The following is a 26,256-nucleotide window of genomic DNA, read 5'->3' on the forward strand; positions in this document are numbered from 1 at the left end:
CTACCCGACGGAGCTATTTCTGTGAGACGCGCGAAGATCGTCGCCACTCTGGGTCCCGCCACCGAAAGCTACGAGATGGTTCGCGCCATCATCGATGCCGGTGTGGACGTGACCCGCTTCAACCTCAGCCACGGCGACTACGCCGACCACGACGCCCGACTGGCGAACGTGCGCAAGGCGGCGGATGACGCCGGCCGTGCCGTCGCCGTCCTCGTCGACCTGCAGGGCCCGAAGATCCGGCTCGGCCGGTTCGCCGAAGGTCCCCACTTCCTCGCCGTCGGCGACGTCTTCAAGATCACGACCGAAGACATCGCCGGGACGAAGGAGATCGTCGGCACGACCTTCAAGGGCCTTCCGGAGGACGTCAACAAGGGCGACTTCCTCCTGATCGACGACGGCAAGGTCCGCGTCCAGGTCACCGGTGTCGAGGGGCCGGTCGTCACGACCGAGGTCATCGTCGCCGGCTACGTGTCGAACAACAAGGGCATCAACCTGCCCGGTGTCGCGGTCAACGTGCCCGCCCTGTCGGAGAAGGACGAGGCGGACCTCCGCTGGGGTCTGCGCTCCGGAGCCGACATCATCGCGCTGTCGTTCGTGCGCAACGCCGCCGACGTCACCCGCGTGCACGAGATCATGGCGGAGGAGGACCGCAAGGTCCCCGTCATCGCGAAGATCGAGAAGCCGCAGGCCGTCGACGCTCTCGAAGAGATCATCGACGCCTTCGACGGCATCATGGTCGCGCGCGGCGACCTCGGCGTCGAGCTGCCCCTCGAGGCCGTGCCGATCGTTCAGAAGCGCGCCGTCGAACTCTGCCGCCGCATGGCCAAGCCGGTCATCGTCGCGACGCAGATGCTCGAGACCATGATCGAGAACCCGGTTCCCACCCGGGCCGAGACGAGCGACGTCGCCAATGCCGTCCTGGACGGCGCGGACGCGGTCATGCTCTCGGGCGAGACGAGCGTCGGCAAGCACCCCGTCGGCGTGGTCGAGACGATGGCCCGGATCATCGACGCGACCGAGACGCACGGCCTGGAGCGCATCCCGCCGCTGACGGCGAAGCCGCGCACGCAGGGTGGCATCATCACCCTCGCCGCCAACGAGGTCGCCGAGTTCGTCGAGGCGAAGTTCATCTGCCTGTTCACCGAGTCGGGCGACACCGCGCGTCGCATGTCGCGGCTGCGCTCCGGCATCCCGATGCTCGCCTTCACCATCGAGCCGGCGATCCGTCGCCGCATGGCGATGACGTGGGGCATCCAGTCGGCCCTCGTCGAGCACGTCGCCCACACCGACCTCATGTTCCTCCAGGTGGACGACTACTTCCTGTCGCGCGGCCTTCTGGAAGAGGGCGACAAGGTCGTCGTGATCTCCGGGTCCCCTCCTGGAATCATCGGTGCGACCAACGACATCCGCATCCACAAGATCGGCGACGCCGTCCACGGCAAGGCTCCGATCTACAAGGCGGAGAGCTGATCCCTCGCCTGTGATGCACGAAACGGCGCCCCTTCGGGGGCGCCGTTTCGCTGTGGTGCCGGTGGTGGGAGTCGAACCCACACGCCCTTTCGGGCAACCGAGTTTGAGTCGGTCGCGTCTGCCATTCCGCCACACCGGCGCGCGCCTCAATGACGATACCGCAGGATGCGGGTGCGCCCTGGCCTAGGATGGACGAGTGACTGAGCAGGAACCCTCCACGGCCCCCCCGGCAGCCCCCGCCCCTCGACGCGTCGTCGTCGCGGAGGATGAGTCGCTGATCCGCCTCGACATCGTCGAGATCCTGCGTGACAGCGGCTTCGACGTGGTCGGCGAGGCGGGTGACGGTGAGACCGCCGTGCAGCTGGCCACGGAGCTTCGCCCGGACCTCGTCATCATGGACGTGAAGATGCCGATCCTCGACGGCATCAGTGCTGCCGAGAAGCTCAGCAAGAACCACGTCGCCCCCGTCGTCCTCCTCACCGCTTTCAGCCAGAAGGAGCTCGTCGAGCGAGCGAGCGAGGCCGGCGCGCTGGCCTACGTGGTCAAGCCCTTCACCCCGAACGACCTGCTGCCGGCGATCGAGATCGCCCTGGCACGGTACGAGCAGATCATCACGCTCGAGGCAGAGGTCGCCGACATGGTCGAGCGCTTCGAGACCCGCAAGCTCGTCGACCGGGCCAAGGGCCTGCTCAACGAGAAGATGGGCCTGTCCGAGCCCGAGGCCTTCCGCTGGATCCAGAAGGCCTCGATGGACCGTCGCCTCACGATGCAGGACGTCGCCAAGGCGATCATCGAGCAGCTGGCCCCCAAGAAGGCCTGACTCTGCCGTCATGATCGACGAGCTCGATCTTCCCGTCGCCCTCTCGTCGCGAGGCGGACCGATGCGGCTGCGCGGTGCGACCCAGGGCGACCTCGATGCGATCATGGCGCTGCTGTCGGACGACCCCGTCAGTGCCGGCCGGGGCGATGTGGCGGCCGCAGACGACCGGGGCCTCTACCTCCGAGGTCTGTTGCGCATCCTGGACTCGGAGAGCAACGACGTGCTGGTCGTGGAGAGCGACGACGGCGTGGTCGCGACCATGCAGCTGACGGTGATCCCCGGGATGGCGCGTCGCGGCAGCACGAGACTCCTCGTCGAGGCCGTCCGGGTCGCCAGCGCGGAGCGATCGGCAGGGATCGGCGCGGCGATGATGACGTGGGTCGCGGATGTCGCGGCTCCCGCCGTCGGAGCCTCCATCGTTCAGCTGACGTCGGATGCCGCGCGCACCGACGCCCACCGGTTCTACACGCGGCTGGGGTTCGTCGACTCGCACGTCGGCTTCAAGCTCCCCGTCGCGCGCTGAGCGAGGATCAGGATGCCGGCAGGTCCCGCACCATGTTGGTGATGCGGACCGTCGAACAGCGCCGACCCTGATCGTCGGTCACAACGATCTCGTGGACGGTGAGACTCCTGCCCAGGTGCAGGGGAGTGCAGACGCCTGTCACCCAGCCCTCGGTTGCCGAACGGGTGTGGGTCGCGTTGATGTCGATGCCCACGGCCAGGCGGTCGGGTCCCGCGTGCAGATTGGCGTGCATCGAGCCGAGCGATTCGCCGAGGACCACGTAGGCGCCGCCGTGGAGGAGTCCCACCGGCTGCGTGTTGCCGGCCACCGGCATCCGCGCCACGGCACGTTCGAGGCTGAACTCGACGAACTCGATGCCCATCTTCTCGGCCAGCGCTCCCATGCCGCGACTGGTCATCCACTCGAGCGGGTCGGACGGGGCAGGGGTGGGCTCAGACATGGCGGTTCACCTTGCGGTCGGGCGGTGCCGGCCCGGCATCCGCGGGAAGTCGATGTCGCAGGCCCGAACTAGGCTGGTCGGGTGAGCGACTCCGGAAAGCCTACTCTGCTCGTCGTCGACGGCCACTCGCTGGCCTACCGGGCGTTCTACGCCCTTCCCGTCGACAACTTCTCGACGAAGGACGGCCAGCACACCAACGGGATCTACGGCTTCCTGTCGATGTTCGTCAACCTCGTCAAGGCCGAGAAGCCGACGCACCTGGCCGTCGCCTTCGACACGTCGCGACAGTCGTTCCGCACGCGCGTCTACGAAGAGTACAAAGCCAATCGGTCCGAGTCGCCCGCCGAGTTCAAGGGACAGATCCCGCTGCTGCAGGACTGCCTCTCCGCCATGGGTGTTCCCGTTCTGACGAAGGAGGACGTCGAGGCCGACGACATCCTGGCGACCCTCGCGACGCAGGGCGTCGAGAGCGGCTACGACGTGCTCGTGTGCTCGGGCGACCGCGACACGATCCAGCTGGTGACCGATGAGGTCACGCTCCTCTACCCGAGCGTCCAGGGCGTCTCGCAGCTGAAGCGCTACACCCCCGACGCGGTCGTGGAGAAGTACGGCCTCCCGCCCGAGAACTACCCCGACATCGCCGCGCTGGTGGGTGAGACGAGCGACAACCTCCCGGGCGTCCCGAAGGTGGGCGAGAAGACGGCCGTCAAGTGGATCACGCAGTTCGGCACCCTCGACGCCCTCCTCGAGCGCGCCGACGAGATCAAGGGCGTCGTGGGCGGCAACCTCCGCGAGCACCTCGACGACGTCCGCCGTAACCGTCAGCTCAACCGGCTGCTCCGCGACGTCGAGCTCGAGTACGCGCCGCAGGACCTCGTCATCCGCCCGCTCGACACGCAGGCCGTTCGCGACATCTTCGCGCGCCTGGAGTTCCGTACGCTCCTGCCGCGGGTGTTCGAGGCGTTCGACGCGACTGACGAGCCGCCCGCGCCCGAGGTCTCAGCGCCCGACCCGCAGCAGACGGATGCCGCGGCCCTGGCCGCATGGTTGACGCAGCAGACAGGCGAACTGGCCCTGACGGTCACCGTCGCCGGCGGTCTCCCGACGCGCCTCGGCGTCGCGACCTCGGACACCGTCCACGAGCTCGACTGGGACGAGAGCGCCCGTACGGCGCTCGCGCCGTGGCTCGAGAGCGACGCGGCGAAGATCATGACCGACGCGAAGCCGCAGGTGAAGGCGCTCCGCCGAGCCGGCGTGCGGCTGGGCGGGCTGACCTTCGATGTCCTGCTCGCCGGCTGGCTGCTGCGTCCGAGCCTCCCGGACAAGACCCTCGCCGATCTCGTCGACCGCTACCTCGACGAGAAGCTGCCCGAGGCCGACCCCTCGCAGCTCGTCCCCGAGACCGAGGGGGCCACGCCCGGGCAGCTGGCCTGGTTCGCCCTGCGCGTCGCGGAGCAGGAGCGCGCGGAGCTCCCGGCATCCGTCGGTGCGGTGCTGAGCGACATCGAGATCCCGACCCTCGACGCGCTCGCGGACATGGAGCTCGCCGGTGTTTCTGTCTCGCGCGACAAGCTCGGTGGGTTCTCGGGGGAGCTCGCGGCGCGGGCCGACGCGATCGCCCAGGAGGCGTACGGCATCATCGGCCGCGAGGTGAACCTCGGCTCGCCCAAGCAGCTGCAGGAGGTGCTCTTCGATCAGCTGGAGCTGCCGAAGACCCGCAAGACCAAGACGGGGTATTCGACGGATGCCGCGGTCCTCGCCGATCTGCAGGACTCCCATCCGCATCCGTTCCTCGGACTGCTCCTCCAGCACCGTGAGGCGACCAAGCTCCGTCAGATCATCGAGTCGCTGACCGTGGGGATCGCCGACGACGGCCGCATCCACACCACCTACGTGCAGACCGGCAGCCAGACGGGTCGCCTCTCGAGCACCGATCCGAACCTGCAGAACATCCCGATCCGCAACGAGGAGTCGCGCCGCATCCGCGCGGCTTTCGAGGTCGGCGAGGGATACGAGACGCTGCTGACCGCGGACTACTCGCAGATCGAGATGCGCATCATGGCGCACCTGTCCGGCGACCCGGGACTCATCGAGGCGTTCAACTCCGGCGAAGACCTCCACCGCTTCGTCGGCGCCCGCGTGTTCGGGGTGGAGCCCGCCGAGGTCACGGCGCCGATGCGCACGAAGGTGAAGGCGATGTCGTACGGTCTCGTCTACGGACTGAGCGCGTTCGGGTTGTCGAAGCAGCTGCGCATCGAGCAGTCCGAGGCGAAGCAGCTGATGCTCGAGTACTTCGCCCGCTTCGGCGCGGTGCGCGACTACCTGCGCTCCTCGGTCGAGCAGGCGCGGATCGATGGGTACACGGAGACGATCTTCGGGCGCCGCCGGCCGTTCCCCGACCTCACGAGCCCGAACCGCGTGCTCCGCGAGAACGCCGAGCGGGCGGCGCTCAACGCGCCGATCCAGGGGAGCGCTGCCGACATCATGAAGATCGCTCTGGTCGAGATCCACGACGACCTCCGCGCGCGTGATCTGACGTCGCGCGTTCTGCTGCAGATCCACGACGAACTCGTCGTCGAGGTGGCGACGGGCGAGTGGGACGCCGTCGAGGAGATCGTGCGGACCCGCATGGGTGACGCGGCGGAGCTCTCCGTACCGCTCGATGTGCAGATCGGTCGTGGCAGCCACTGGGACGAGGCGGCTCACTGACGCGGAGCGCACGACGCTCTACGCTCGAGGAATGACCGACGCACAACGCACGCCCACTCCGATCGACACGATCGCGGACCGCTGGGTCGACACGCTGGCCGAGCTCTCCCCGAGCCTCGCGACGTACATCGGACGGACCGAGCACAACGGCCGTCTCGACGACTTCTCTCCCGAAGGGCATGAGCGGCTCGCTGTCGCGGCGGCCGACACCCTTCGCGCGCTCGAGTCCGCCGAGACCGTCGATTCCGTCGACGAGGTCACCAAGATGGACCTGTCTGCGGAGCTCGGTCTGCAACTCGACCTGCACGCGGCGAAGTCGCACCTGCGCGACATCAACGTGATCGCCTCGCCCTCGCAGGACATCCGCGCGGCGTTCGACCTCATGCCGACGGACACCGTCGACGACTGGTCTGTGGTGGCGACGCGCCTCTCGGCGATTCCGTCGGCGCTGGCCGGATACGTCGAGACGCTGCGTCAGGGCATCTCGGAGGGCGTCGTCCCGGCGCGCCGACAGGTGCAGGAAGTCGTGACGCAGATCGCCCGCTACACGAGCGACACCGGCTTCTTCGCGACCTTCGTCGGAGACGCCGCTCCCGCGGAGGGTCACCTTCCCGCCACGCTCGCGCGTGAGCTCGCCGACAACGCGGGTGCCGTTCGCGTCGCTTACGACCAGCTGGCCGCGTTCCTCCGCGACGACCTGGCCCCGGCAGCCTCCGATGTGGATGCCGTGGGTCGGGAGCTTTACGCGCTCCACTCGCGTCAGTTCCTGGGGGCGACCATCGATCTGGACGAGACCTACGACTGGGGTGTCGAAGAGCTGACGCGGATGGTCGCGGAGCAGGAGTCCATCGCGAACGAGATCAAGGCCGGCGCCACCGTCGAGGAGGCGGTCGCCTTCCTCGAGCAGGACGAGGAGCGGAAGCTGCGCGGCACGGACGCCCTGCAGCGATGGATGCAGGAGACGAGCGACCGCGCCGTCGAGGAGCTCGGACGCACCCACTTCGACATCCCGGAGCCGATCCGCCGACTCGAATGCATGATCGCGCCGACCAACGAGGGCGGCATCTACTACACGGGCCCGACCGACGACTTCTCGCGTCCGGGCCGTATGTGGTGGTCCGTCCCCGAGGGCGTCGACACGTTCGACACGTGGCGCGAGCTCACGACGGTCTATCACGAGGGTGTCCCGGGTCACCACCTGCAGATCGCGCAGGCGGTGTACAACCGTACGGAGCTGAACTCGTGGCGCCGACTCCTCGCGGGTTCCAGCGGCCACGCCGAGGGGTGGGCCCTGTACGCCGAGCGGCTGATGGCGGAACTCGGCTACCTCGACGACCCGGCTGACCGGCTCGGGATGCTCGACGGTCAGCGGATGCGGGCGGCGCGCGTCGTCCTCGACATCGGCGTCCACCTCGGCAAGCCGCGCCTCGACGGTACCGGCACCTGGGACGCCGACTACGCGCTGGAGTTCATGCGGCGGAACGTCAACATGTCCGACGAGTTCATCCAGTTCGAGGTGAATCGCTACCTCGGGTGGCCGGGCCAAGCGCCCTCGTACAAGGTCGGCCAGCGGATCTGGGAGCAGATCCGCGACGAGGCCGCCCAGCGCGGGGGGACCGGGTTCGACATCAAGCAGTTCCACATGCGCGCGCTGCGCCTCGGCGGGGTCGGTCTCGACACCCTCCGCGCCGCTCTGCGCGACGGCTGAGAGGGCGAGGCGAGGGCGTCGGGAATACCCGACGCCCTCCGTCGTTCCTACCGACGTAGGCTTTATGCACATGAATGAAAGGGGCCGACGTGGCCGCAGTGGAGCTGGGACTCGACACCTTCGGTGACATCACCGTCGACGACAGCGGCGAACGCGTCTCGGGTGCGCAGGCGATCCGGAACCTCATCGCACAGGCGACTCTCGCCGATCAGGTGGGTGTCGACTTCATCGGCGTGGGCGAGCACCACCGGGCCGAGTACTCGGTCTCGAGTCCGGAGATCGTCCTCGCTGCCATCGCCGCCCAAACCGAGCGCATCCGCGTCGGGACGGCGGTGACGGTCCTCTCCAGCGACGATCCCGTCCGCGTCTACGAACGCTTCGCGACGCTGTCGGCGATCTCGAACGGGCGCGCCGAGGTGATCCTCGGACGCGGCTCCTTCACCGAGTCCTTCCCGCTGTTCGGTTTCACCCTGGCGGACTACGAGGCCCTCTTCGAGGAGCGGCTCGAGCTCTTCTCGCTGCTGCGGAGCGAGAAGCCCGTCACGTGGCAGGGATCCACACGCGCCGCCCTCACCGACGCTGACGTCTTCCCGAAGACCGAGGGCGGCATCCGCGCCTGGGTCGGCGTCGGCGGCTCGCCCGAGTCGGTCATCCGCACGGCGCGGTACGGCTACGGGCTGATGCTGGCCATCATCGGGGGTCCCGCCGCTCGGTTCCGTCCCTACGTCGACCTCTACCACCGGGCGATCGGCGAACTCGGTACCGGGGCGCAGCCCATCGGCATCCACTCGCCGGGGCACATCGCCGACACCGACGAGCAGGCGTGGGAAGAGGCCTACCCCGGGTTCGAAGCGCAGAACAACTCGATCGGGCGCGAGCGCGGCTGGCCTGCGTACAGCCGGTTGCGGTTCCAGCAGGAGGTCGGTCCGGGAGGATCGATCTACGCCGGCTCGCCCGAGACGGTGGCACGCAAGATCGCCGACACGATCACGACTCTCGGCGCCGGGCGCTTCGACCTCAAGTACGCCAACGGCACCCTCGGGCACGACAAGCTGATGCGCTCGGTCGAGCTCTACGGCACCCGGGTGATCCCGCTCGTGCGCGACATGCTCGGCGAGTGATCGCGACGCCCCCGCGGCCTCGTACGATGCGAAGATGACCACGACCACGACCGACTCGGTCACCAGCCGGCTCGATCGCCTCCCCTTCACCCGCACGCACCTGCGCGTCCTCACCGGCTCGGGCGCCGGCTGGGCGCTCGACGCGATGGACGTCGGACTCATCTCCTTCGTCATCGCCGCGCTCGTGAGCGAGTGGAACCTGACGACCGCGTCGACGTCGTGGATCGCCTCGGCGGGCTTCGCGGGGATGGCGATCGGCGCGACGGTGGGCGGATTGCTCGCAGACCGGATCGGTCGCCGCTCGGTCTTCGCGCTGACCCTCCTCGTCTACGGCGTCGCGACCGGGGCGAGCGCGTTAGCGGGCGGGCTCGTCGCCCTGATCGCGTTGCGCTTCGTCGTCGGGCTGGGACTCGGGGCGGAGCTTCCCGTCGCGAGCACGTACGTCAGCGAGTTCGCACCGGCGCGGATGCGGGGACGCATCATCGTGGTGCTCGAGGCGTTCTGGGCGGTGGGCTGGACGGCTTCCGCGCTCATCGGCTACCTCGTCATCCCGTCCGTGCCCGAGGGCTGGCGCTGGGCTCTCGCCATCGGCGCCGTCCCCGCCGCGTACGCACTGATCGTGCGCTGGGCTCTGCCGGAGTCGCCGCGGTGGCTCGCTTCGCGGGGTCGCGCGACAGAAGCCGAACGCGTCGTCTCCGGCATGGAATCCTCTCCGGTGCTCTTCGGCCGTCCCGCAGCGACTGTCGCCGCAGCCGTGGAGGCGTCATCGGCCCGCGCGTCGACCGTCGGGGAACGACTGCGGGGACTGTGGACTCCCGCCATGCGCCGGCGGACGGCATCCCTCTGGATCGTCTGGTTCTGCGTCAACTTCTCGTACTACGGGGCCTTCATCTGGATTCCCACGCTGCTCGTCTCGCAAGGATTCGGTCTCGTCCGCAGCTTCGAGTTCACGCTTCTGATCACGCTCGCACAGCTCCCCGGTTACGCCGTCGCCGCGTGGCTCATCGAGGTGTGGGGGAGGCGCGCGACCCTGTCCGTCTTCCTCGCCGGATCGGCGGTCGCGGCGATTCTCTTCGGGCAGGCCACGACGATTCCGATGATCTTGGCGACCGGCATGGCGCTGTCGTTCTTCAACCTGGGCGCCTGGGGCGCGCTCTATGCCGTGACCCCGGAGACCTATTCGACATCGCTCCGCGCCACCGGTGCGGGGTGGGCCGCCGGCGTCGGGCGGATCGCGTCGATCCTGGCGCCGCCGATCGTGCCGGTCCTTCAAGCGGTCGGCGGCATCCCGGTCGTCTTCATCGTCCTCAGCGCCTTCTTCGCCATTGCTGCAGCGGCCACGTGGGGTCTCTCGGAATCGCGGGGACGTTCGCTCGCGGAGTGAGTCATAGGCTGAGGGGATGCCGCAGGACATCCGCTACGTCGCGATCGGAGACTCATTCACGGAGGGCGTCGGCGACGAGCTGCCGGACGGCAGCGTCCGCGGCTGGGCGGACCTCGTCGCCCAGGGCTGGGCGGACTCCCGCGGCGAGGCGATCTCGTACGCGAACCTGGCGATCCGCGGCAAGCTCATCCAGCCGATCGTCGAGGAGCAGCTCGAACGCGCTCTCGCACTGAGGCCGACGCACCTCTCCTTCAACGGGGGCGGCAACGACATGCTGCGCCCTCGGACGCCCATCGCACGCGTGGCGGACGTCTTCACCCGCGTCCTCCGTCGCTGCGACGAAGAGGGTGTCACCCTGATCGTCCTCTCCGGAGCCAACCCGTCGGCTCAGCTGCCCCTCGCGCGCCTGATCCAGCGACGCGGCGACGAGCTCTCACGTGCCGTCTCCGACCGCATCGCCGGGCGCGACGACGTCGTCGTGGCGCTGAACTGGCCCGATGCCGACCTGTCGGATCCGTCGTTCTGGTCCGAGGATCGGCTCCACATGAACGATCGCGGGCATCACCGGGTCGCGGCTCGGGTGCTCGACGCACTCGGCGAGAAGGCGCCCGCCGAGTGGTGGCGCCTGGACGAGGCGGATTCGGCTGTCGCTCTCACGCGGGGTCGATACTTCCGCGAGCACCTCGGACCGTGGTTGCGGCGTCGCCTGACCGGGACGTCGTCGGGGGACGGCCGCGAAGCGAAGTACGGGGACTGGTTCCGCGTCGAACCTCGTCCGCGCGGCTGAATCCACCACCCTGCGCGCCTGTCAAGGGCTATCAGCTTCCTATCAGGGGCGACGATGATCGGAACCACACCGCCAAGAAAGTGAGGGTGCGCATGAGCATCGGATCCGGAATCGTGCTGTTCGTGATCGGCGCCATCCTGGCGTTCGCCGTGAACGTCGACGTCCAGTACGTCGACCTCAACCTGATCGGCTACATCCTGATGGCAGCCGGTGTCGTCGTCTTCCTCCTCGGCCTCGTGCTGATGTTGCGTCGACGTTCCAGCGAGTCGACCGTCCGAACGGTCGACCCCGTCGCGGGAGAGCGGGTCACCCGCTCCGAGACCCGTACGTCGGGAGACGGCACCGTCTGACGACGGCTGCGTCACCGATACGGCCCGCTCCCCTCGCGGGGGGGCGGGCCGTTCGTCGTCTCGGTCAGCGTCGGGGGCGGCGCGGCTGATCCATGCCGATGTGGATGCGGGTGCGTCGCCGTTCGATGCTGATGAAGATCGCACCGATGAGCCAGAGCGGGATCTGGACGAGGAAGGCGACCCGGAAGGCGTCCAGGCGGTAGGTGTCCGGCGTCCCCGCGCCCTGCAGGTCCAGCACGAGGCCGATGGCGAAGATCGCGATCAACGCGGCGAGGAACCCGCCCGCGTTCGTGACGCCCGTCGCCGTGCTGAGGCGGTGGGACGGGTTGTGGGTGCGGGCGTGGTCGAAGGCGATCATCGATGCGGGGCCGCCCATGGCGAGGGCGACCAGCAGGACGACGAGGAGCCAGATCGGCGCCCGGCCGGGCCAGACGATCACAGCGGTCCAGGCGACGAGCTGGAAGGCGACGGCGGGGAGGACGAGGGCGCGGGAGCGCCGGTGCGGTGCCCGTCGGGAGAGCTCTCCGAGGACGGGCCCGAGGGCCATCCCCGCGAAGACGTAGAGCGACGTCAGCACGCCGGCCTGTCCTGTGGTGAGGCCTTCTCCTGCCGTGAGGTACGGGAAGCCCCACAGCAGGATGAACGCCGTGCCGGCGAAGGGTGTCGTGAAGTGCGACCAGAACGCGAGTCGTGTCCCAGGGTGAGCCAGGGCGGCGCGGATCCCGACACCGGTGTCGATCGCGGAGGTCACGACGCGTATCGCGCCGGTGTCGGTGTCGACGCTGATGTCGCGGGCGAGCTCCGGCGGCCGGTTGCGCACGAGGGCGAAGACGAGGACGGCGAAGAGGACGCAGAGCCCGGCGATGCCCCCGAACGTCACCGACCAGCTCGTCGCGTGGAGGACGGCGGCGATCGGGATCACGGCGACGAGCTGTCCCGCCTGCCCGAGGATCCCCGTCAGCTGAACCATGAGCGGACCCCGTTGGGCGGGGAACCAGGTCGCGACGAGACGGAGTACCGCGGGGAAGACCGCGGCATCCCCGGCGCCCAACAGCATGCGGGCGACGATCGCGACGCCGACGCTCGGCGAGAGAGCCATTGTGAGTTGGCCGACAGCCATGAGGATCATCCCGATCGTCATGATCGGCCGCGACCCGTAGCGGTCGAGGAGGACCCCGACCGGGATCTGCATGCCGCCGTAGACGGCGAGCTGGACGACCGCGAACAGCGACAGGGTCGCGGCATCCGCCTGGAAGCGGTCGGCCGCGTCGACGCCGACGGCGGCGAGCGACGTGCGGTTCGTCACGGCGAGGACGTACGCGGCGACGCCGGTGCCCCAGATCAGCCAGGCGCGGAAGCCGGGGCCGTTCGTCGGGGTGCTCTCCTGCCGACGTGCTCCGCTCACCCGCCCACGCTACTCTCCGGCAGGCGTACTCTGAGCCCACACCATCGGGCGATCGGAGAACACATGAAAGCGACCATCGGTGACACCGTCATCGCAGAGGCGGCCGACGACGAGATCATCCGGATCGAGGGGAACGCGTACTTCCCGCCGTCATCCGTGAAGCAGGGTGTCCTCGTCGAGAGCCCGACCCCGTACACGTGCCCATGGAAGGGGGAGTGCCAGTACTTCCACGTCGAGGCCGGCTCCGAGCGCATGACCGACGGCGCCTGGTCGTACCCCAACCCGTACCCGTCCGCGTTCGACCGCGTCGGCGCCGACTTCTCCGGGTACGTCGCGTTCTCGCCGGGGATCACCGTCGGTCAGTGACCGCGTGGCGCGTCGTCACTCGTGCAGAGGCCCGAGAGACGGTGCACCGACGAATCGCGCCGAAACCGGCACCGGCTGCTCGATCTCGACGACCGTGATCGTATTCGACCCCGCCTGCGTCACCGGGGCAGGGACGTAGAGCGTCCGCTGCGGGCCGTTCGACCAGTACCGGCCGAGCAGGAAGCCGCCGACGAAGACGTACCCCTTGCCCCATCCGGTCGTGTCGAGGAACAGGTCCGACGGGGCGTCCAGATCGAAGCTCCCCTCGGCCATGAGCAGTTCCGGGGCGCCCGCGGCCTGATCGAGGGGGAGGGGCGTCGTCCGCCACCCGGACAGGGGGCGGCCGTCGACGGCCACCGGCCCGATGAGGCCCTTCGCCTCGCCGAGGCGGTCGTCGTAGTTCACCCGCCCCTGTTCCTCCACCAGGATCGAGAGGTTCCTCCCCGGGGGCAACCGGAGCGCGTGCTCGTGCCGCGTCCGTGAGAGCGATCCAACGCGGATGCCGTCGACGGACACCCAGGCCTGATCACGGACTTCACCGATCGACAGCACGCCGCCGGCGAACCCGTCCGGCAGAGCGGTCTCGTGCCGCAACAGCGAACCGGTGTGCTCGGCCGCCTCGAACGTCGCGAGGCCGGGATGTGACGCGAGGCTCGTGACGGCTGTCCGGGACACGGGGGACAGTGCCACCGTGATTTCCGGCCGTGCCGAGGCCGACGCGGGGGCCTCCGCGGGCACATCCGCGTACTTCGCGATGACGTCGCGGAACGCGTGGTATTTCTCCGTCGGGTCGCCCGCTTCGTCGAGGGGGGCGTCGTAGTCGTAGGAGGTCACGATCGGCAGGTAGCGGCCCTTGTCGTTCGCCCCGTTGGTCGTCCCGAAATTCGTCCCGCCGTGGAACATGTAGATGTTCACCGATGCGCCGGCTCCCAGGAGGTCGTCCAGTTCGGCGGCGGCGGTCGCGGCATCCGTCGTGTGGTGCGGTCCACCCCACCAGTCGAACCACCCGTCCCAGAACTCCGAGCACATGAGAGGGCCGGTGGGCTGGTGCTCGCGCAGCGTCGCGAGGCGCTCATGAGCCCGCGAGCCGAAGGAGCCGGTCAGGTGGAGGCCGGGAAGCGATCCCGCCTCGAGCATGTCGGGCTCGGGTTGGTCCACCGTGGTGAGGGGGACCGTGATGTCCGAGTCCCGTGTGACGCGGACGAGTTCGGCGAGGTAGTCCTTGTCCGAACCGTACGCGCCGTACTCGTTCTCGATCTGCACGAGGACGACGTTGCCGCCGCGGTCGATCTGACGCGGCGCGACGACGCGGTACACGCGGCGGAGGTACGTCTCGAGCGCCGCCTGGTAGGCGGCATCCGTTCGCCGCAGTCGGATGCCGGGGGTCGCGGTGAGCCACGTCGGGAGACCACCGTTGTGCCACTCGGCGCAGATGTAGGGTCCGGGGCGGACGATCGCGTGCAGCCCCTCGGCGGCGATCAGATCCAGGAAGCGACCGAGGTCGAGCCCGTCGGACTCATCCCATTCGCCTTCGACCGGCTCGTGCGCGTTCCACGCGACGTACGTCTCGATCGTATTCAGTCCCATGAGGCGTGCTTTGCGGATGCGGTCGGCCCAGTCGCCGGGGTGGATGCGGAAGTAGTGCATCGCTCCGGAGATGATCCGGTGCGGCTGCCCGTCCAAGAGGAAGTCGCGGTCGCCGATGGCGAAAGTGCTCATGTGATCTCCGCTCGGAGCTGTCCGTCCAGACACCCTGCTGTCGTGAGAGGGGTGTTCCGCCGCTGCGCCAACTGCTATGTTTACGCAATCATGTCGCCTCAGCGTAGCACGCGACCGGCCCCGGAGACGGGTGTCGTTGCACCCCTCGATGAGCCTGTGGTGCGTCGTGGGGGTACGCCCCACGGGGTGCCCACGCAGGCCGATGTCGCCCGCCACGCGGGCGTCTCCGCGCAGACGGTGTCGCGCGTCGTCACGGGCGCTGCGCGGGTCGACGAGCCGACACGCGATCGGGTCCTCGCCAGCATGCTCGAGCTCGGCTACCGGCCGAACCGGGCGGCGCGGGCCCTGCGCTCCGCCCGCTACCGCAGCATCGGCGTCGTCATGAGCGATCTGACCTCGTACGGCAGCGTTCGCACCTGGGAGGCCATCTCGCGCGCGGGAGCGGAGTCCGGATACGCCGTCGCTCTCGTCCCGACCACCGGGTTCGATCGGAGCGCCGTCGCGGAGGCGATCGAACGCGCACGCGATCAGGCCGTCGACGGGCTCGTCATCGCGATCGGCGACCACCTCTCGGCGGGGGAGGACCTGCCGCTGCCGGACGACCTCCCGGTCGTCGTCGTCGACGCGTCGGCGCTCGAAGACCGCTCCTTCGTCGACACCGACCAGACGATGGGCGCGGGGCAGGCCGTCAGGCATCTGCTCGACCTCGGCCACGAGACCGTCCACCATGTCGCGGGACCGGCGAGCTCGTACTCGGCGGTCCGTCGGGAGCAGGGCTGGCGGGCGGCTCTGTCCGACGCGGGACGCGAGGCTCCGCCCCTCCAGCGAGGGGACTGGAGCGCGCAGTCCGGGTTCGACACGGGATGCCGCCTGCGCGAGGTTCCCGCCGTCACCGCCGTGTTCGCTGCCAACGATCAGATGGCGCTCGGGGTTCTCCGCGCATTCCACGAGGCGGGGGTAGCCATTCCCGGCCGGGTCAGTGTGGTCGGCTTCGACGACATGCCCGAGGCCGCCCAGTTCTGGCCGCCGCTCACGTCGATCCATCAGGAGTTCGACGAGGTCGGTCGCGCCGCCGTCGATGTGCTTCTCGCCCGAATCGACGACGCGGACGTGGTCCGCCGACTACTCGTACCCACCCGACTGATCGTGCGAGGCAGCACGGCCGCTGCACCACGGAAGGCGATCTCATGACGTTCCACACTTCAAACACCGGCGTCCTCTGGTACGGCGACGGTCAGACCGTCTCGATAGAGGCGTGGGGCCGCGGCGTCCGCGTGCGCGCCGCGCTCGGTCCGATCGACGATGCTCCGGGCGCCCTCGTCGAGGTCGCCGACACCCGCGCTGATGTATCGGTCGACGGCGCGGTCGCGACCGTCTCGGCCGGTGGCGTCCGCGTAGTGGCGGAGGAATCGGACTTCAACGACTGGTCGGTGGGTTTCTACACGACGCGGCTGCGGCTGCGGGTGCAGGATGCCGACGGTCGCCTCCTGTTCGAGGAAATCACCGACGGCGGGGCACTCAAGCTCTCCGCCCGTGAGTTCCGTCCCAGCGAGGGCGGCGATCAGCGGCTGCGTCTGAGCCTCGCCACATCCGCTGACGAGCACCTCGTCGGCATGGGCCTGTATCAGCAGGATCTCGTCGATCTGAAGGGGACGGTGCTCGAGCTCGCGCACCGGAACTCGCAGACCTCCGTCCCCTTCGTCGTTTCGAGCGCCGGGTACGGCTTCCTTTGGAACCTGCCGGCGATCGGACGGGCGGTGTTCGGATCGAACCGCACCGAGTGGGAGGCGGAGAGCGCGACGCAGTTCGACTGGTGGGTATGCGCCGATCCCCGTCCCGAGGGGATCGCGGCCGCGTACGCCGAGGCGACCGGGCACGCGCCCATGATGCCGGAGTACGGCCTCGGCTTCTGGCAGTGCAAGCTGCGGTACTCGACCCAGGAGGAACTCTTGGGCGTCGCGCGGGAGTACCGGCGGCGCGGCATCCCCATCGATGTCATCGTGGCCGACTTCTTCCACTGGCGGTGGATGGGCGACTGGCGCTTCGAGGAGGAGTTCTGGCCGGATCCCGCTGCGATGACGGCGGAGCTCCGGGAGCTGGGCATCGAACTGATGGTGTCGGTGTGGCCGCAGGTGGCGCCGCAGTCCGACAACTGGGAGGAGCTGCGCGACGGGAACATGCTCGTGCGCACCCGGCGCGGCATCGACGTGCAGTACTACTTCGACGGCCAGTACACGCGCTTCCTCGACGTGACCGAGCCTCGCGCACGCGAATTCCTCTGGCAGAAGCTCGCCGAGAACTACGGCGCCTACGGCATCACGGCGTTCTGGCTCGACGAGGCCGAACCCGAATACGGCGCCTACCACTTCGAGAACTACCGGCTGGCGGCAGGACCGAGCGCTCAGGTGGCGAACCTCTACCCGCGCGAGTTCACCCGCGCGATCGCGGACGGCCTTCGTGCCGACGGCAACGATCAGCCGGTCTCGCTGGTCCGTGCGGCCTGGGCGGGATCGCAGCGGCACGGCGCGCTCGTGTGGTCGGGCGACGTCCATTCGACCTTCGACGACCTCAAGGCGCAGATCGCTGCGGGGGTCCACATGGGTGCCGCCGGCATCCCGTGGTTCACGACCGACATCGGCGGATTCACGGGTGGGGATGTGCGTGAGCCGGCATTCCACGAACTCCTCGTCCGTTGGTTCCAATTCGGCGCGTTCAGCCCCGTCATGCGTCTGCACGGCGACCGCGTGCCCGGGACGCCGATCGTCGACGCGCAGGGCGTGGCACGAGTGGGGACCGGCGCCGACAACGAGGTGTGGAGCTTCGGCGACCGGATCGAGTCACTCCTCGTGGAGTACATCCGCCTGCGCGAAGACTTGCGGGACTACACGCGCGAGGCCATGGCGGACGCGCACCGGCGCGGTGCGCCCGTCATGCGCGGCATGTTCTTCGAGTTCCCCGAGGACGAGAGAGCGTGGACGGCACCCGGGCAGTACCTGTTCGGGCCTGACATCTTGGTCGCCCCGGTCACCGAGCCGGGGGCGACACGGTGGGAGGTCTACCTCCCCGCCGGGGCGGAGTGGACCGACGCCCGGACGGGGAACACCCACCGCGGCGGGCAGACGGTCGCAGTCGACGCCCCACTCGCGTCGATTCCCGTGTTCCACCGCGGCGGGCGCGTCGGAGCCGCGCTCGCCCGGCTCGCGACCCTTCCGGATCTCCACCAGCTTTGATACGACCGACCCCACACCCCTCGACGGAGAGAACCGCATGAGCCTCATCACCGCCACCACCCGCGCCCACCGCATCGACCGCCGCATCTACGGCCAGTTCGCCGAGCACCTCGGACGCGGTATCTACGAAGGCCTGTGGGTCGGGGAGCAGGACGAGATCCCGCACAAGAACGGCCTTCGGGTGGACGCGATCGCGGCGCTCCGCGAGATCCAGGTCCCGGTCGTCCGGTGGCCGGGGGGCTGCTTCGCGGACGAGTACCACTGGTTGGGCGGCGTGGGCCCGAGCGAACAGCGCCGCGCGATGGTCAACACGCACTGGGGCGGCGTCGTCGACCCGAACACCTTCGGCACGCACGAGTACTTCGAACTGCTGCACCAGCTCGACGCCGAGGCCTACGTGAACGGCAACGTCGGCAGCGGGTCTGTCGCCGAGATGCAGGACTGGGTCGAGTACATGACCCTCGACCAGCACACCCCGATGGCCGAGCTCCGGCGCGCACACGGCCGCGAACAGCCCTGGAAGCTGCAGTTCTTCGGTGTCGGCAACGAGAGCTGGGGATGCGGCGGCAACATGCTCCCGCTGCATTACGCGAACCTGTACCGCCAGTACCAGACCTTCGTGCGCGACTACGGCGACAGCCACGTCGCCAAGGTCGCGTGCGGTGCGAACGCGGACGACTACGAGTGGACCGAGGTGCTCATGGCACGCGCGGCCGGACACATGGACGCGTTGAGCCTGCACTACTACACGCTGCCGACGGGGGAGTGGGACGTGAAGGGCGCCGCGTTGACGTTCGACGATGCCGCCTGGTACGACACCATCCACCGCACCCGCGCGATGGACACGCTCCTGCGCCGTCACGGCGAGATCATGGACCGGCACGACCCGTCGCGTCGCGTCGGACTCTTCGTCGACGAGTGGGGCACCTGGTACGACGTCGAACAGGGAACCAACCCCGGCTTCCTGTTCCAGCAGAACACGATGCGCGACGCGATCGTGGCGGCCGTCAACTTCCACATCTTCCACCGGCACGCCGCCCGCGTGCGGATGACGAACATCGCGCAGATGGTGAACGTCCTCCAGGCGATGCTCCTCACCGACGGAGCGCGCATGCTGAAGACCCCGACGTTCCACGCGTTCGGGATGTACGTCGACCATCAGGATGCCGACTTCGTCGAGACCGTCGACGACGGTGGACGCGCGAGCGGACGGGGAGGCGCGCACCTCGATCACACGGTAAGCGTCAAGGACGGCGTCTACACCGTCAGCGCGGTCAACTGGGACCTCGAGGCCGAGGCGGATCTGACGCTCCGGTTGCCCGAGCGCGTCGGCGAGGTGGTGAGCGCACGGATCCTGCATGCGCCGGCATCCGCTCACAACACCTTCGAGGAGCCGGATGCCGTCGCCCCGACGGACTTCGCCGGGACCGTCGTCGAGGGGAGCGACCTCCGGCTCCCGCTGCCGCCGCGGAGCATCGTCACCGTCCGGGTCCGGACCGCGGGATGACGAGAGCCGAGCCGCTGCCGCTCGGCGCCGTCGCACTGACGTCGGGGCCGTTCGCGCGGGCGCAGCAGCGCGCCCTGCGGACGGCCCTCGAGCTCGACCCGGACCGTCTGCTGGCTCCCTACCGACGCGAGTCCGGCGTGCCCACGGGGCCCGGGTACGGCGGGTGGGAGACGGAGGGCCTCGACGGGCACACGCTCGGGCACGTCCTGAGCGCCCTGTCCGCTCACGCCGCCGGCGGCTCCGCACCGGCGCGGGATCGCGTGGAGCTGCTGCTCACCGGTCTCCGTGAATGCCAGGTGACTCTCGGGACGGGTTACATCGGCGGGGTTCCCGACGGTGTCGCGCTGTGGCACGAGATCGACGGCGGCCGGATCGAGCCGCAGACCTTCGACCTCGACGGACGCTGGGTTCCGCTGTACAACCTCCACAAGGTGCTGACCGGGGTCATCGATGCGACGGTGTACGCGGAATCAGCGCTCGGCCGGACGATCGCGACGGAGTTCGTCGCGTGGTGGATCCGTGTCTTCGCCCCCATCAGCGACGCCGACGTCGACCTCATCCTCCGGACCGAATCCGGCGGTCTGGCGGCCTCCCTCGCCCGGTGGGCGGACCACACCGGCGATGAGGATGCCGCGACGCTGGCCGCGCGCCTCGCGGTGCGGGCGCTGTGGGAGCCGCTCGCCGCCGGCCGGGATCCGCTCGACGGGTTGCACGCGAACGCGCAGATCCCGCTCGTCGTGGGTCATGCGGTCCTCGCGCGACAGGGCCGTGGCGACGAGTTCGCCGCGGCGGCGCGTACGTTCTGGGAGAGAGCGTGACGCAGCACCGCACGACGGTGATCGGTGGTAACAGCGTGCGCGAACACTTCCCGCCTCGCGACGACTGGTCGAGCATGTTCACTGCCCGTGAGGGCCCTGAGACCTGCAACACCGTGAACATGGTCGAACTCGCGCGCGAGCTGTACCGGCTCGACGGTAAGCTCGAGCACCTGGCCTTCATCGAGCGGGCGCTGAGCGCACACATCCTCTCGATGCAGCATCCCGATCACGGCGGGATCGTCTACTTCACCTCGCACCGCCCCGGCCATCACCGGGTGTACTCCCGGTCGGAGACGGGGTTCTGGTGCTGCATGGGTACCGGCCTCGAAGCACCCGCTCGATTCGCTGCGTCTGCGTTCTCGACCGGTCCGGGACAGCTCGACGTGAACATGCTGCTCGGGTCGCGCGTCCAGTGGGGCGACGCGGTCGTCGAGATCGAGACGGAACGCCCGTTCGGCGACGACGCGCTCCTGCACGTCACCGTGCCGAACCCGGGCGCGTTCGTCGTCAGGGTCCGGGTGCCCGAGGGAGTGGACGCCGAACGGGTCGAAGCGCACATCGCGGGTGCCGTCCACGGGCCGGGACCTGACGGATGGCTGCGTATCGATCGCGAGTGGCACGGGCGAACGACGGTTCGGCTCGTGCTTCCGCCCGTCATCCGCAGCACGGAGGCACCGGACGGTTCCGGCTGGGTCTCGCTCGTCGACGGGCCGCGCGTCCTGGCGGAGCGCCTCGCGGGTCCGCCGGTCGACCCGCTGGCGACCGACGCCCGCATGGGACACATCGCCCGGGGAGCGCTCCTGCCCCTGGCTGACGCACCCGTCCTCACGCCGGAGGACCTGACGGCCGCCCGCCGCACCGATGAGGGAACCGTGATCCTGCCGGCATCCGCGACCCGTCGCGAGGTCGTCCTGGAACCGTTCGCCTCACTCCACGACGACCGTTACGTCCTCGCGTTCCCCTATGCCCGGGACGGGGATGCCGACGGTCGCCGCGCGGACCTCGCGGCGGAGGATGCGCGCGCAGACGCGGTGGATGCGCGGACGATCGACGTCGTGACCTTCGGGCAGCAGCAGCCCGAGTCCGATCATGCTCTCGCCCTCGCCGACTCGGAGTCCGGCTACGACGAGGGGGCGCATTGGCGACGGTTCGGGGCGGAGTCGACCTTCGTCCTTCAGGACTGGGGTGCCGCCGCGGCGACGATGCGTATCGGCTGGCTCGGTGATACGTCGCCTCGGCGCCTCGTCGTCCGGGTCGATGAGGATGTGGCGGCCGATGTGCGGGTAGCGCCGACGCGGGATCAGGATGCCATCGAGATCGACCTCTCCGGGTACGCCGACGGCCGCGCGCGATGGTCGATCACGGTCTCCGGGGCGGAGGCGGGCACGCCACGCCTCAGCGAGGCGCGGCTGATGAGCGCGCCGATCGTGTGACGTCCGCGCGCCTCAGCGGTCGTGTCGCCAGAAGACGCTCGCGTGCGGCAGGAGGGACAGATCGATCGCGTGCGAGTCGGGCGCGACACCCCGCGTCGTCGTCGCCCCCGTGCGTCCGGGTCGCGCCGGCACCGGTTGCCCCGTCCACACATCCACGATGGTCGCCGGCTCGGCTCCCAGTCCGAGATCGCGGGTGTCGAGCGTCGCCGTGAGGTCGTCGTCCGTCGTGTTCACCGCGGCGATCCACGTCGTTCCTCCACCTGTGGCCTGCCACAGGACGAGTCCGTGCTCGCGGCGGATCTCGCCGCTCCGATCGGCTCGCGCCAACAGGTCCGCGAGCGCGGGGTTGCGGAGAAGCTCGATCGTCGCCGGGTCGGTGCTCGGGAGGTCTCCGCCGAACATGAGCGGTGAGCGCGCGACCGTCCACAGCGTCAGGAGACTCCGCCGCTGGGCGGCGGTGAGCGCGTCGTCCCGCGGCTCGCCGCGTTCGGCGCGGATCCCGATGCGGCCGAGCGGCAGCATGTCGGCATCCGGCCACGCTCCGCGACGGGCGTGGGGCGCCCACCGCGCCATGCGGCCGAGGTTGTCGAGGACGTCGTCCCAGCGGTCCCACACGTCGTCGCAGATGCGCCACATGCTCGCGTGCTCCGCCAGGTGCTCCACGTGCGCCGCGGACAGATCGCGACCGGGCGACAGACTGAGGACGATCTGCCGCTGGGCCGCCTGCACCGCCTCGCTGTAGGCCGTGATGTCGCGCTCCTGGTAGGGCCAGAGCATGTCGTCGGCCTTGATCAGGTCGATACCCCAGGAGTCGTAGAGGGCGACCGTCGAGCGGTAGTAGGCCGCGGCATCCGGATGTCCGTGATCGATGCCGACGAAATGGGGGTTCCACTCGCAATCGTTCGCCGGGTCGGCGATGTCCGACAGCGGTGTCGACGTCCCGTGCACGAGCATTCGCTCTGCGAGGGCGCGACGGGGGATGCCACGCATGACGTGCAGGCCGAGCCGGAGGCCCATGGCGTGAATCTGTTCGGCGAGCGGCGCGAACCCGGCGCCTCCCGCCGACGACGGGAAGCGGACGGGGTCGGGCAGGAGCCGGCCGTACGGGTCCAGGTGCAGACGCGCGTCGTCGTTGTAGCCGTGGGAGCGTGCGTCGGGGTCGGCCCAGTCCGCATCGATGACGATGGTGTCCCACCCGGAGTCCCGCAGGTTCTCCGCCATGAAACGGGCATTGGCGAGCACCTCTGCTTCGGTCACCGTCGTGCCGAAGCAGTCCCAGCTGTTCCATCCCATCGGCGGACGTTCGGGGCGCGCGAGGACCATGAGGCTCCTGTCGGTCGTGATCAGCCGGCGATCGGCTGCGGGGTCTGCGGAAGGGCGGGCGGCGTCAGCGCATCGGGTGGGATCATCGGGTCGGCTCGCGGCCGGGAACGGCGCGCCAGTGCCTGGGAGTCGAGGTGGTTCTCGAAGGCGAGAACCGCCATGCCGGTTGCGACGCTGTTGATCCGCACGGGGGAGACGCCCAGGTCGAGGCGGGCCGCGGTCAGCTCGGGTGCGCGCTCCGCCAGAGCGACGCGCGCCCCTGCCAGGAGGGCGTCGCCCAGGGCCCAGGCCGTCCACCCCGTGAGGGTCAGGACCTCCGGATTCAGGACGGCGACGATGTCGGACAGCGCGATCCCGAGGTACCGCGCGGTGTGCGCGAGAGTCTCGGACACGGCCGGGTCGTCGACCGCGTTCCGGAGGCCGCGGATGAAGTCTCGCTGATGCAGACGCAGGAGCGGATGCGCGGCCTCCACGTCGCGGAGCGTGTGACGGATGCCGGGAACCCCCACGTACGCTTCGACACATCCCCGGCGACCGCAACGGCACATGCGCCCGTCGAGTTCGAGCACCGTGTGGCCCCACTCTCCGGCGGTGCTGGTCGCGCCCCGGAGCACGCGCCCCTCGACGATGATGCCCGCGCCCACTCCCGTGCCTAGGTTGACGACGACCGCGCTCGAGCGGCCCCGTGCGGTGCCGAACCAGATCTCCGAGTGCCCGACCGCCTGCAGCGGGTTGGCCGTCACCACGGGACTCGGCAAGCGAGGCCGCACGCGATGCTCGAGCTCCCGGACCTGCGCCGCCCAGCCCTGAGGGGATGCCGCGCCCCGGGGGTCCCTCGACACGATCCCGGGGAGGCCGAGGCCGACGCCGAGGATGTCGTCGTGGTGCCGCCCGCCCCGGTCCAGCGCCTGGTCGACCGCCTTCACGAGCGCCTCGGCGACGCGATCGACGGAGGACCAGGCTTCGTCGACGTCCACATCCGCCGCGCCGATCTCGGTGAGGGCGGCATCGAAGACGACCGCGCGGATGTAGGTCTCCGCGACGTCGATCCCGAGGAAGGAGCCACCCTCGCCGTCGATGCGGAGGACCGTCGTCGGCCGACCGGTGCCGGCGTTGTCGGTCCCGGCATCCGCGATCAGTCCGGCCTCGCGCAGTTCGGTGACGAGGTTCGAGACGGTCGCGGCACTCAGCCCGGTCGACCGGGCGAGGTCGTTCCTCGTCGCCGTGCCGCCCACGACGAGCGCGCGGACGATCTCCCGGCGCGAGGCGTCGCGGATCTCACTCGAGGACCGTGTCCTGGTCATGTTCGTTGCAGGTCTCTTCCCAGACCTCGGCTCAGGAGCCGCCGAGGCCCGTCTCCGCGACACCGCGCAGCAGCCACCGCTGCAGCAGGATGAAGACGAGCAGGACGGGGATGGAGGCGAGGAACCCCGCGGCGAACAACCCGGTGTAGTCGAAGGTCTGCGCCGTGATGAACGACGACAGGTAGACCTGCACCGTCAGCGCGCCGAAGCCGGTTCCGGCGACGACCAGCGGCCACAGGAACGCGTTCCACGCACCCAGGAAGCCGAGGACCGTGAGGGCGGAGGCGAACGCGAGCGAGTTGGGCAGGACGACCCGGAGGAAGGTGCCGATGTACCCGAGTCCGTCCAGCTTCCCGGCCTCCTCCAGTTCCTTCGGGAACGACAGGAAGAACTGTCGGAACAGGAACACGTTGAACGCCGTGAACAGCGTCGGCACGACGATGCCCTGCAGGGTCTCGGTCCAGCCGAGCCACGAGACGATGAGGTAATTCGGCAGGAACGTCGTGGCACTGGGGATGAGCAGCATCGTGACCGTGAGAGCCAGCAGAGGCTTCGACGCCCGGTTCGGGATGCGGGCGAGACCGTAGCCGGCCAGGGCGCCGATGATGATCTGCCCGACGGTCATCGAGACGGCCATGATCGCCGACGTCACGAGGGACTGGCCGAATCGCTCATCGGCGAAGATCTCGGCGAACTTCCCCCAGTTCGGATCGGCGGGCCACCAGACGAAGGTCTTCGAGGTGACGCCCTCGGGCTGCGAGACCGCCGTCTTCACCATGACGTACAGCGGGAGGAGGAAGACGATCGCGAGGACGATGAGGACGGCGTAGCGGAGCGAGAGCTCGACTCGACGTCGCACCGGGTTTCCGACGACGCTCATGAGGCGCGCTCCTTCCGTGCCCCACGGCGGGGCTTCTTGGCCTCGTCCGCCGCTCCGAACCCGAAGAAGCGCGACTGGAGCAGGGCGACGAGGACGACGACCGCCGTGACGACGAACGCACCGGCGGAACCCTTCCCGTAGTCGAGCTGCTGGAATGACAGGTTGTAGATGTAGAGCAGCGGCGGCCTTGCCGAGGGGATCGTCCGCACGAGGTTGTAGAACTCGTCGAACGCCTGGAATGCGGCGACGAGCAGAAGAAGCAGGACGGCCGCCGTGGTGGGCCGGAGCTGGGGCCACGTGATCGCGAAGAAGCGCCGCGGGCCGCGGGAGAGCCCATCGATGGCGGCGGCTTCGTACAGTGTGTCGGGGATCCGCTGGAGCCCTGCGATGAACAGCAGCATGTAGAAGCCGACCTGCAGCCAGAGGCGGACGGTGACGATGACGACCCAGTAGTAGGGAGACTGCGTCAGCCACGCGTCGATGGGTGGCAGCCCCACGGAGGACAGGACGGTGTTCGCGACGGACGACGGCGATCCGCTGAAGATGCCGAGCTTCCAGATGAGCGAGGCGATCACGTATGAGAACGCCGTCGGGAGGAAGAACACGGAGCGGAAGAAGGCGCGCGCCACCGGGAGGTTGGCGACCAGCATCGCGAGGACGAGCGAGACCAGGAGCGTCGTCGGCACCACGAGGATCGCGAACACGGTGAACGACAGCAGCGACGAGAGGAAGCTGGGGTCGGTCAGGAGCGACACGTAGTTGTCGAACCACACGAACTCGGTCGGTGAGATCGTCGCGACGGCGCGGGTGAAGCTCAGGTAGAAGCCCCAGAACAGGGCGATGATGCTGAAGATCAGCAGTCCGGTGAAGAAGGGGCCGACGAAGAGCCAGAAGGCACGGCGCGTGCCGCGGATCGGCCGCCGGCGACGCGGCACGGAGGGCGGGGGAGTGGGCCGGTGG

Annotated in this window: 22 protein-coding genes and 1 tRNA gene; 15 read left to right on the forward strand and 8 right to left on the reverse strand. The window is 69.3% G+C overall.

Annotation, left to right across the window (positions count from 1 at the left end; translation table 11 throughout):
* Positions 1–21: 21 nt before the first annotated feature.
* The gene (gene pyk, locus QE428_RS12030) at positions 22–1,470 is read left to right on the forward strand and encodes a pyruvate kinase (protein WP_307469537.1); all 1,449 of its coding nucleotides are present in this window, start codon (positions 22–24) and stop codon (positions 1,468–1,470) included.
* Positions 1,471–1,523: 53 nt separating this feature from the next.
* Here pyk and QE428_RS12035 read toward each other — a convergent pair.
* Positions 1,524–1,609, reverse strand: a tRNA-Leu gene (locus tag QE428_RS12035).
* 57 nt (positions 1,610–1,666) lie between these two features.
* Here QE428_RS12035 and QE428_RS12040 point away from each other — a divergent pair.
* Together QE428_RS12040 and QE428_RS12045 are read left to right on the forward strand one after the other, a co-directional pair.
* On the forward strand, positions 1,667–2,290 hold the full coding sequence (locus QE428_RS12040) for an ANTAR domain-containing response regulator (protein ID WP_065570528.1): 624 nt from the start codon (positions 1,667–1,669) through the stop codon (positions 2,288–2,290).
* Between the two features lie 10 nt (positions 2,291–2,300).
* Positions 2,301–2,813: a GNAT family N-acetyltransferase gene (locus tag QE428_RS12045; protein ID WP_065570527.1), complete on the forward strand. Its 513-nt coding sequence runs from the start codon at positions 2,301–2,303 to the stop codon at positions 2,811–2,813.
* A gap of 7 nt (positions 2,814–2,820) precedes the next feature.
* Here QE428_RS12045 and QE428_RS12050 read toward each other — a convergent pair whose 3' ends face one another.
* Entirely contained in the window at positions 2,821–3,252 is a 432-nt protein-coding gene (locus tag QE428_RS12050; protein WP_065570526.1) for a PaaI family thioesterase, read from the reverse strand.
* Between the two features lie 81 nt (positions 3,253–3,333).
* Here QE428_RS12050 and polA point away from each other — a divergent pair, with 81 nt between their 5' ends.
* The 6 genes from polA to QE428_RS12080 all read left to right on the forward strand — a co-directional run bounded on the left by polA (position 3,334) and on the right by QE428_RS12080 (position 11,311).
* Positions 3,334–5,961 carry a DNA polymerase I gene (gene polA, locus QE428_RS12055; protein ID WP_133399612.1) on the forward strand — a complete coding sequence of 876 codons (2,628 nt, stop codon included), beginning with the start codon at positions 3,334–3,336 and terminating at the stop codon, positions 5,959–5,961.
* Between the two features lie 31 nt (positions 5,962–5,992).
* Positions 5,993–7,669 carry a DUF885 domain-containing protein gene (locus QE428_RS12060; protein WP_307469544.1) on the forward strand — a complete coding sequence of 559 codons (1,677 nt, stop codon included), beginning with the start codon at positions 5,993–5,995 and terminating at the stop codon, positions 7,667–7,669.
* Between the two features lie 74 nt (positions 7,670–7,743).
* A complete protein-coding gene (locus tag QE428_RS12065; RefSeq protein ID WP_307469547.1) occupies positions 7,744–8,790 on the forward strand; it encodes an LLM class flavin-dependent oxidoreductase in 1,047 nt (348 codons plus the stop codon).
* 34 nt (positions 8,791–8,824) lie between these two features.
* Positions 8,825–10,174: an MFS transporter gene (locus QE428_RS12070; RefSeq protein WP_307469550.1), complete on the forward strand. Its 1,350-nt coding sequence runs from the start codon at positions 8,825–8,827 to the stop codon at positions 10,172–10,174.
* Positions 10,175–10,190: 16 nt separating this feature from the next.
* Complete coding sequence (locus tag QE428_RS12075; RefSeq protein ID WP_307469553.1) at positions 10,191–10,961, forward strand: SGNH/GDSL hydrolase family protein; 771 nt, start codon at positions 10,191–10,193, stop codon at positions 10,959–10,961.
* 92 nt (positions 10,962–11,053) lie between these two features.
* On the forward strand, positions 11,054–11,311 hold the full coding sequence (locus QE428_RS12080) for a DUF6458 family protein (RefSeq protein WP_091353681.1): 258 nt from the start codon (positions 11,054–11,056) through the stop codon (positions 11,309–11,311).
* Between the two features lie 64 nt (positions 11,312–11,375).
* Here the strand turns inward: QE428_RS12080 and QE428_RS12085 are convergent, their stop codons facing one another.
* Positions 11,376–12,716: a nitrate/nitrite transporter gene (locus tag QE428_RS12085; protein WP_091353684.1), complete on the reverse strand. Its 1,341-nt coding sequence runs from the start codon at positions 12,714–12,716 to the stop codon at positions 11,376–11,378.
* Between the two features lie 63 nt (positions 12,717–12,779).
* Here QE428_RS12085 and QE428_RS12090 point away from each other — a divergent pair, with 63 nt between their 5' ends.
* Entirely contained in the window at positions 12,780–13,082 is a 303-nt protein-coding gene (locus tag QE428_RS12090) for a DUF427 domain-containing protein (RefSeq protein ID WP_091353688.1), read from the forward strand.
* 15 nt (positions 13,083–13,097) lie between these two features.
* Here QE428_RS12090 and QE428_RS12095 read toward each other — a convergent pair whose 3' ends face one another.
* Positions 13,098–14,801: a beta-galactosidase family protein gene (locus QE428_RS12095; RefSeq protein WP_307469561.1), complete on the reverse strand. Its 1,704-nt coding sequence runs from the start codon at positions 14,799–14,801 to the stop codon at positions 13,098–13,100.
* Between the two features lie 186 nt (positions 14,802–14,987).
* Here QE428_RS12095 and QE428_RS12100 point away from each other — a divergent pair, with 186 nt between their 5' ends.
* Genes QE428_RS12100 through QE428_RS12120 form a run of 5 tightly spaced genes read left to right on the forward strand, consistent with a single transcriptional unit; the run spans position 14,988 to position 21,789 of the window.
* On the forward strand, positions 14,988–15,992 hold the full coding sequence (locus tag QE428_RS12100) for a LacI family DNA-binding transcriptional regulator (RefSeq protein ID WP_307469563.1): 1,005 nt from the start codon (positions 14,988–14,990) through the stop codon (positions 15,990–15,992).
* Positions 15,989–18,031, forward strand: coding sequence for a TIM-barrel domain-containing protein (locus tag QE428_RS12105; protein ID WP_307469566.1), 2,043 nt, complete (start codon positions 15,989–15,991; stop codon positions 18,029–18,031). Before QE428_RS12100 ends, QE428_RS12105 begins: the two co-directional genes overlap by 4 nt.
* 37 nt (positions 18,032–18,068) lie before the next feature.
* Positions 18,069–19,538 (forward strand): alpha-N-arabinofuranosidase, encoded by a 1,470-nt coding sequence (locus QE428_RS12110; protein ID WP_307469569.1) that lies wholly within the window; start codon positions 18,069–18,071, stop codon positions 19,536–19,538.
* Positions 19,535–20,356 carry a beta-L-arabinofuranosidase domain-containing protein gene (locus tag QE428_RS12115; RefSeq protein ID WP_307469574.1) on the forward strand — a complete coding sequence of 274 codons (822 nt, stop codon included), beginning with the start codon at positions 19,535–19,537 and terminating at the stop codon, positions 20,354–20,356. The genes QE428_RS12110 and QE428_RS12115 overlap by 4 nt, the downstream gene beginning before the upstream one ends.
* On the forward strand, positions 20,353–21,789 hold the full coding sequence (locus QE428_RS12120) for a beta-L-arabinofuranosidase domain-containing protein (RefSeq protein ID WP_307469579.1): 1,437 nt from the start codon (positions 20,353–20,355) through the stop codon (positions 21,787–21,789). Before QE428_RS12115 ends, QE428_RS12120 begins: the two co-directional genes overlap by 4 nt.
* Before the next feature lie 12 nt (positions 21,790–21,801).
* Here QE428_RS12120 and QE428_RS12125 read toward each other — a convergent pair whose 3' ends face one another.
* The 4 genes from QE428_RS12125 to QE428_RS12140 are packed head-to-tail and all read right to left on the reverse strand — an operon-like array spanning position 21,802 to position 26,231.
* Entirely contained in the window at positions 21,802–23,112 is a 1,311-nt protein-coding gene (locus QE428_RS12125; RefSeq protein ID WP_307469581.1) for a glycoside hydrolase family 27 protein, read from the reverse strand.
* A 20-nt stretch (positions 23,113–23,132) separates the two neighbouring features.
* Positions 23,133–24,416 (reverse strand): ROK family transcriptional regulator, encoded by a 1,284-nt coding sequence (locus QE428_RS12130; RefSeq protein WP_307469584.1) that lies wholly within the window; start codon positions 24,414–24,416, stop codon positions 23,133–23,135.
* A 31-nt stretch (positions 24,417–24,447) separates the two neighbouring features.
* The gene (locus QE428_RS12135; RefSeq protein ID WP_307469586.1) at positions 24,448–25,296 is read right to left on the reverse strand and encodes a carbohydrate ABC transporter permease; all 849 of its coding nucleotides are present in this window, start codon (positions 25,294–25,296) and stop codon (positions 24,448–24,450) included.
* Positions 25,293–26,231: a carbohydrate ABC transporter permease gene (locus tag QE428_RS12140; RefSeq protein WP_172824721.1), complete on the reverse strand. Its 939-nt coding sequence runs from the start codon at positions 26,229–26,231 to the stop codon at positions 25,293–25,295. The genes QE428_RS12135 and QE428_RS12140 overlap by 4 nt, the downstream gene beginning before the upstream one ends.
* Positions 26,232–26,256 lie beyond the last annotated feature (25 nt).

The organism is Microbacterium sp. SORGH_AS_0505 (genome assembly GCF_030818715.1).
GTDB lineage: Bacteria > Actinomycetota > Actinomycetes > Actinomycetales > Microbacteriaceae > Microbacterium.

What these genes read in the sequence shown, in the direction of transcription:
- QE428_RS12045 (WP_065570527.1), top strand. Translation starts at nt 2,301, where the DNA reads ATGATCGACGAGCTCGATCTTCCCGTCGCCCTCTCGTCGCGAGGCGGA.
- QE428_RS12050 (WP_065570526.1), bottom strand. Translation starts at nt 3,252, where the DNA reads ATGTCTGAGCCCACCCCTGCCCCGTCCGACCCGCTCGAGTGGATGACC.
- QE428_RS12060 (WP_307469544.1), top strand. Translation starts at nt 5,993, where the DNA reads ATGACCGACGCACAACGCACGCCCACTCCGATCGACACGATCGCGGAC.
- QE428_RS12065 (WP_307469547.1), top strand. Translation starts at nt 7,744, where the DNA reads ATGAAAGGGGCCGACGTGGCCGCAGTGGAGCTGGGACTCGACACCTTC.
- QE428_RS12070 (WP_307469550.1), top strand. Translation starts at nt 8,825, where the DNA reads ATGACCACGACCACGACCGACTCGGTCACCAGCCGGCTCGATCGCCTC.
- QE428_RS12075 (WP_307469553.1), top strand. Translation starts at nt 10,191, where the DNA reads ATGCCGCAGGACATCCGCTACGTCGCGATCGGAGACTCATTCACGGAG.
- QE428_RS12080 (WP_091353681.1), top strand. Translation starts at nt 11,054, where the DNA reads ATGAGCATCGGATCCGGAATCGTGCTGTTCGTGATCGGCGCCATCCTG.
- QE428_RS12090 (WP_091353688.1), top strand. Translation starts at nt 12,780, where the DNA reads ATGAAAGCGACCATCGGTGACACCGTCATCGCAGAGGCGGCCGACGAC.
- QE428_RS12095 (WP_307469561.1), bottom strand. Translation starts at nt 14,801, where the DNA reads ATGAGCACTTTCGCCATCGGCGACCGCGACTTCCTCTTGGACGGGCAG.
- QE428_RS12105 (WP_307469566.1), top strand. Translation starts at nt 15,989, where the DNA reads ATGACGTTCCACACTTCAAACACCGGCGTCCTCTGGTACGGCGACGGT.
- QE428_RS12110 (WP_307469569.1), top strand. Translation starts at nt 18,069, where the DNA reads ATGAGCCTCATCACCGCCACCACCCGCGCCCACCGCATCGACCGCCGC.
- QE428_RS12115 (WP_307469574.1), top strand. Translation starts at nt 19,535, where the DNA reads ATGACGAGAGCCGAGCCGCTGCCGCTCGGCGCCGTCGCACTGACGTCG.
- QE428_RS12125 (WP_307469581.1), bottom strand. Translation starts at nt 23,112, where the DNA reads ATGGTCCTCGCGCGCCCCGAACGTCCGCCGATGGGATGGAACAGCTGG.
- QE428_RS12130 (WP_307469584.1), bottom strand. Translation starts at nt 24,416, where the DNA reads ATGACCAGGACACGGTCCTCGAGTGAGATCCGCGACGCCTCGCGCCGG.
- QE428_RS12135 (WP_307469586.1), bottom strand. Translation starts at nt 25,296, where the DNA reads ATGAGCGTCGTCGGAAACCCGGTGCGACGTCGAGTCGAGCTCTCGCTC.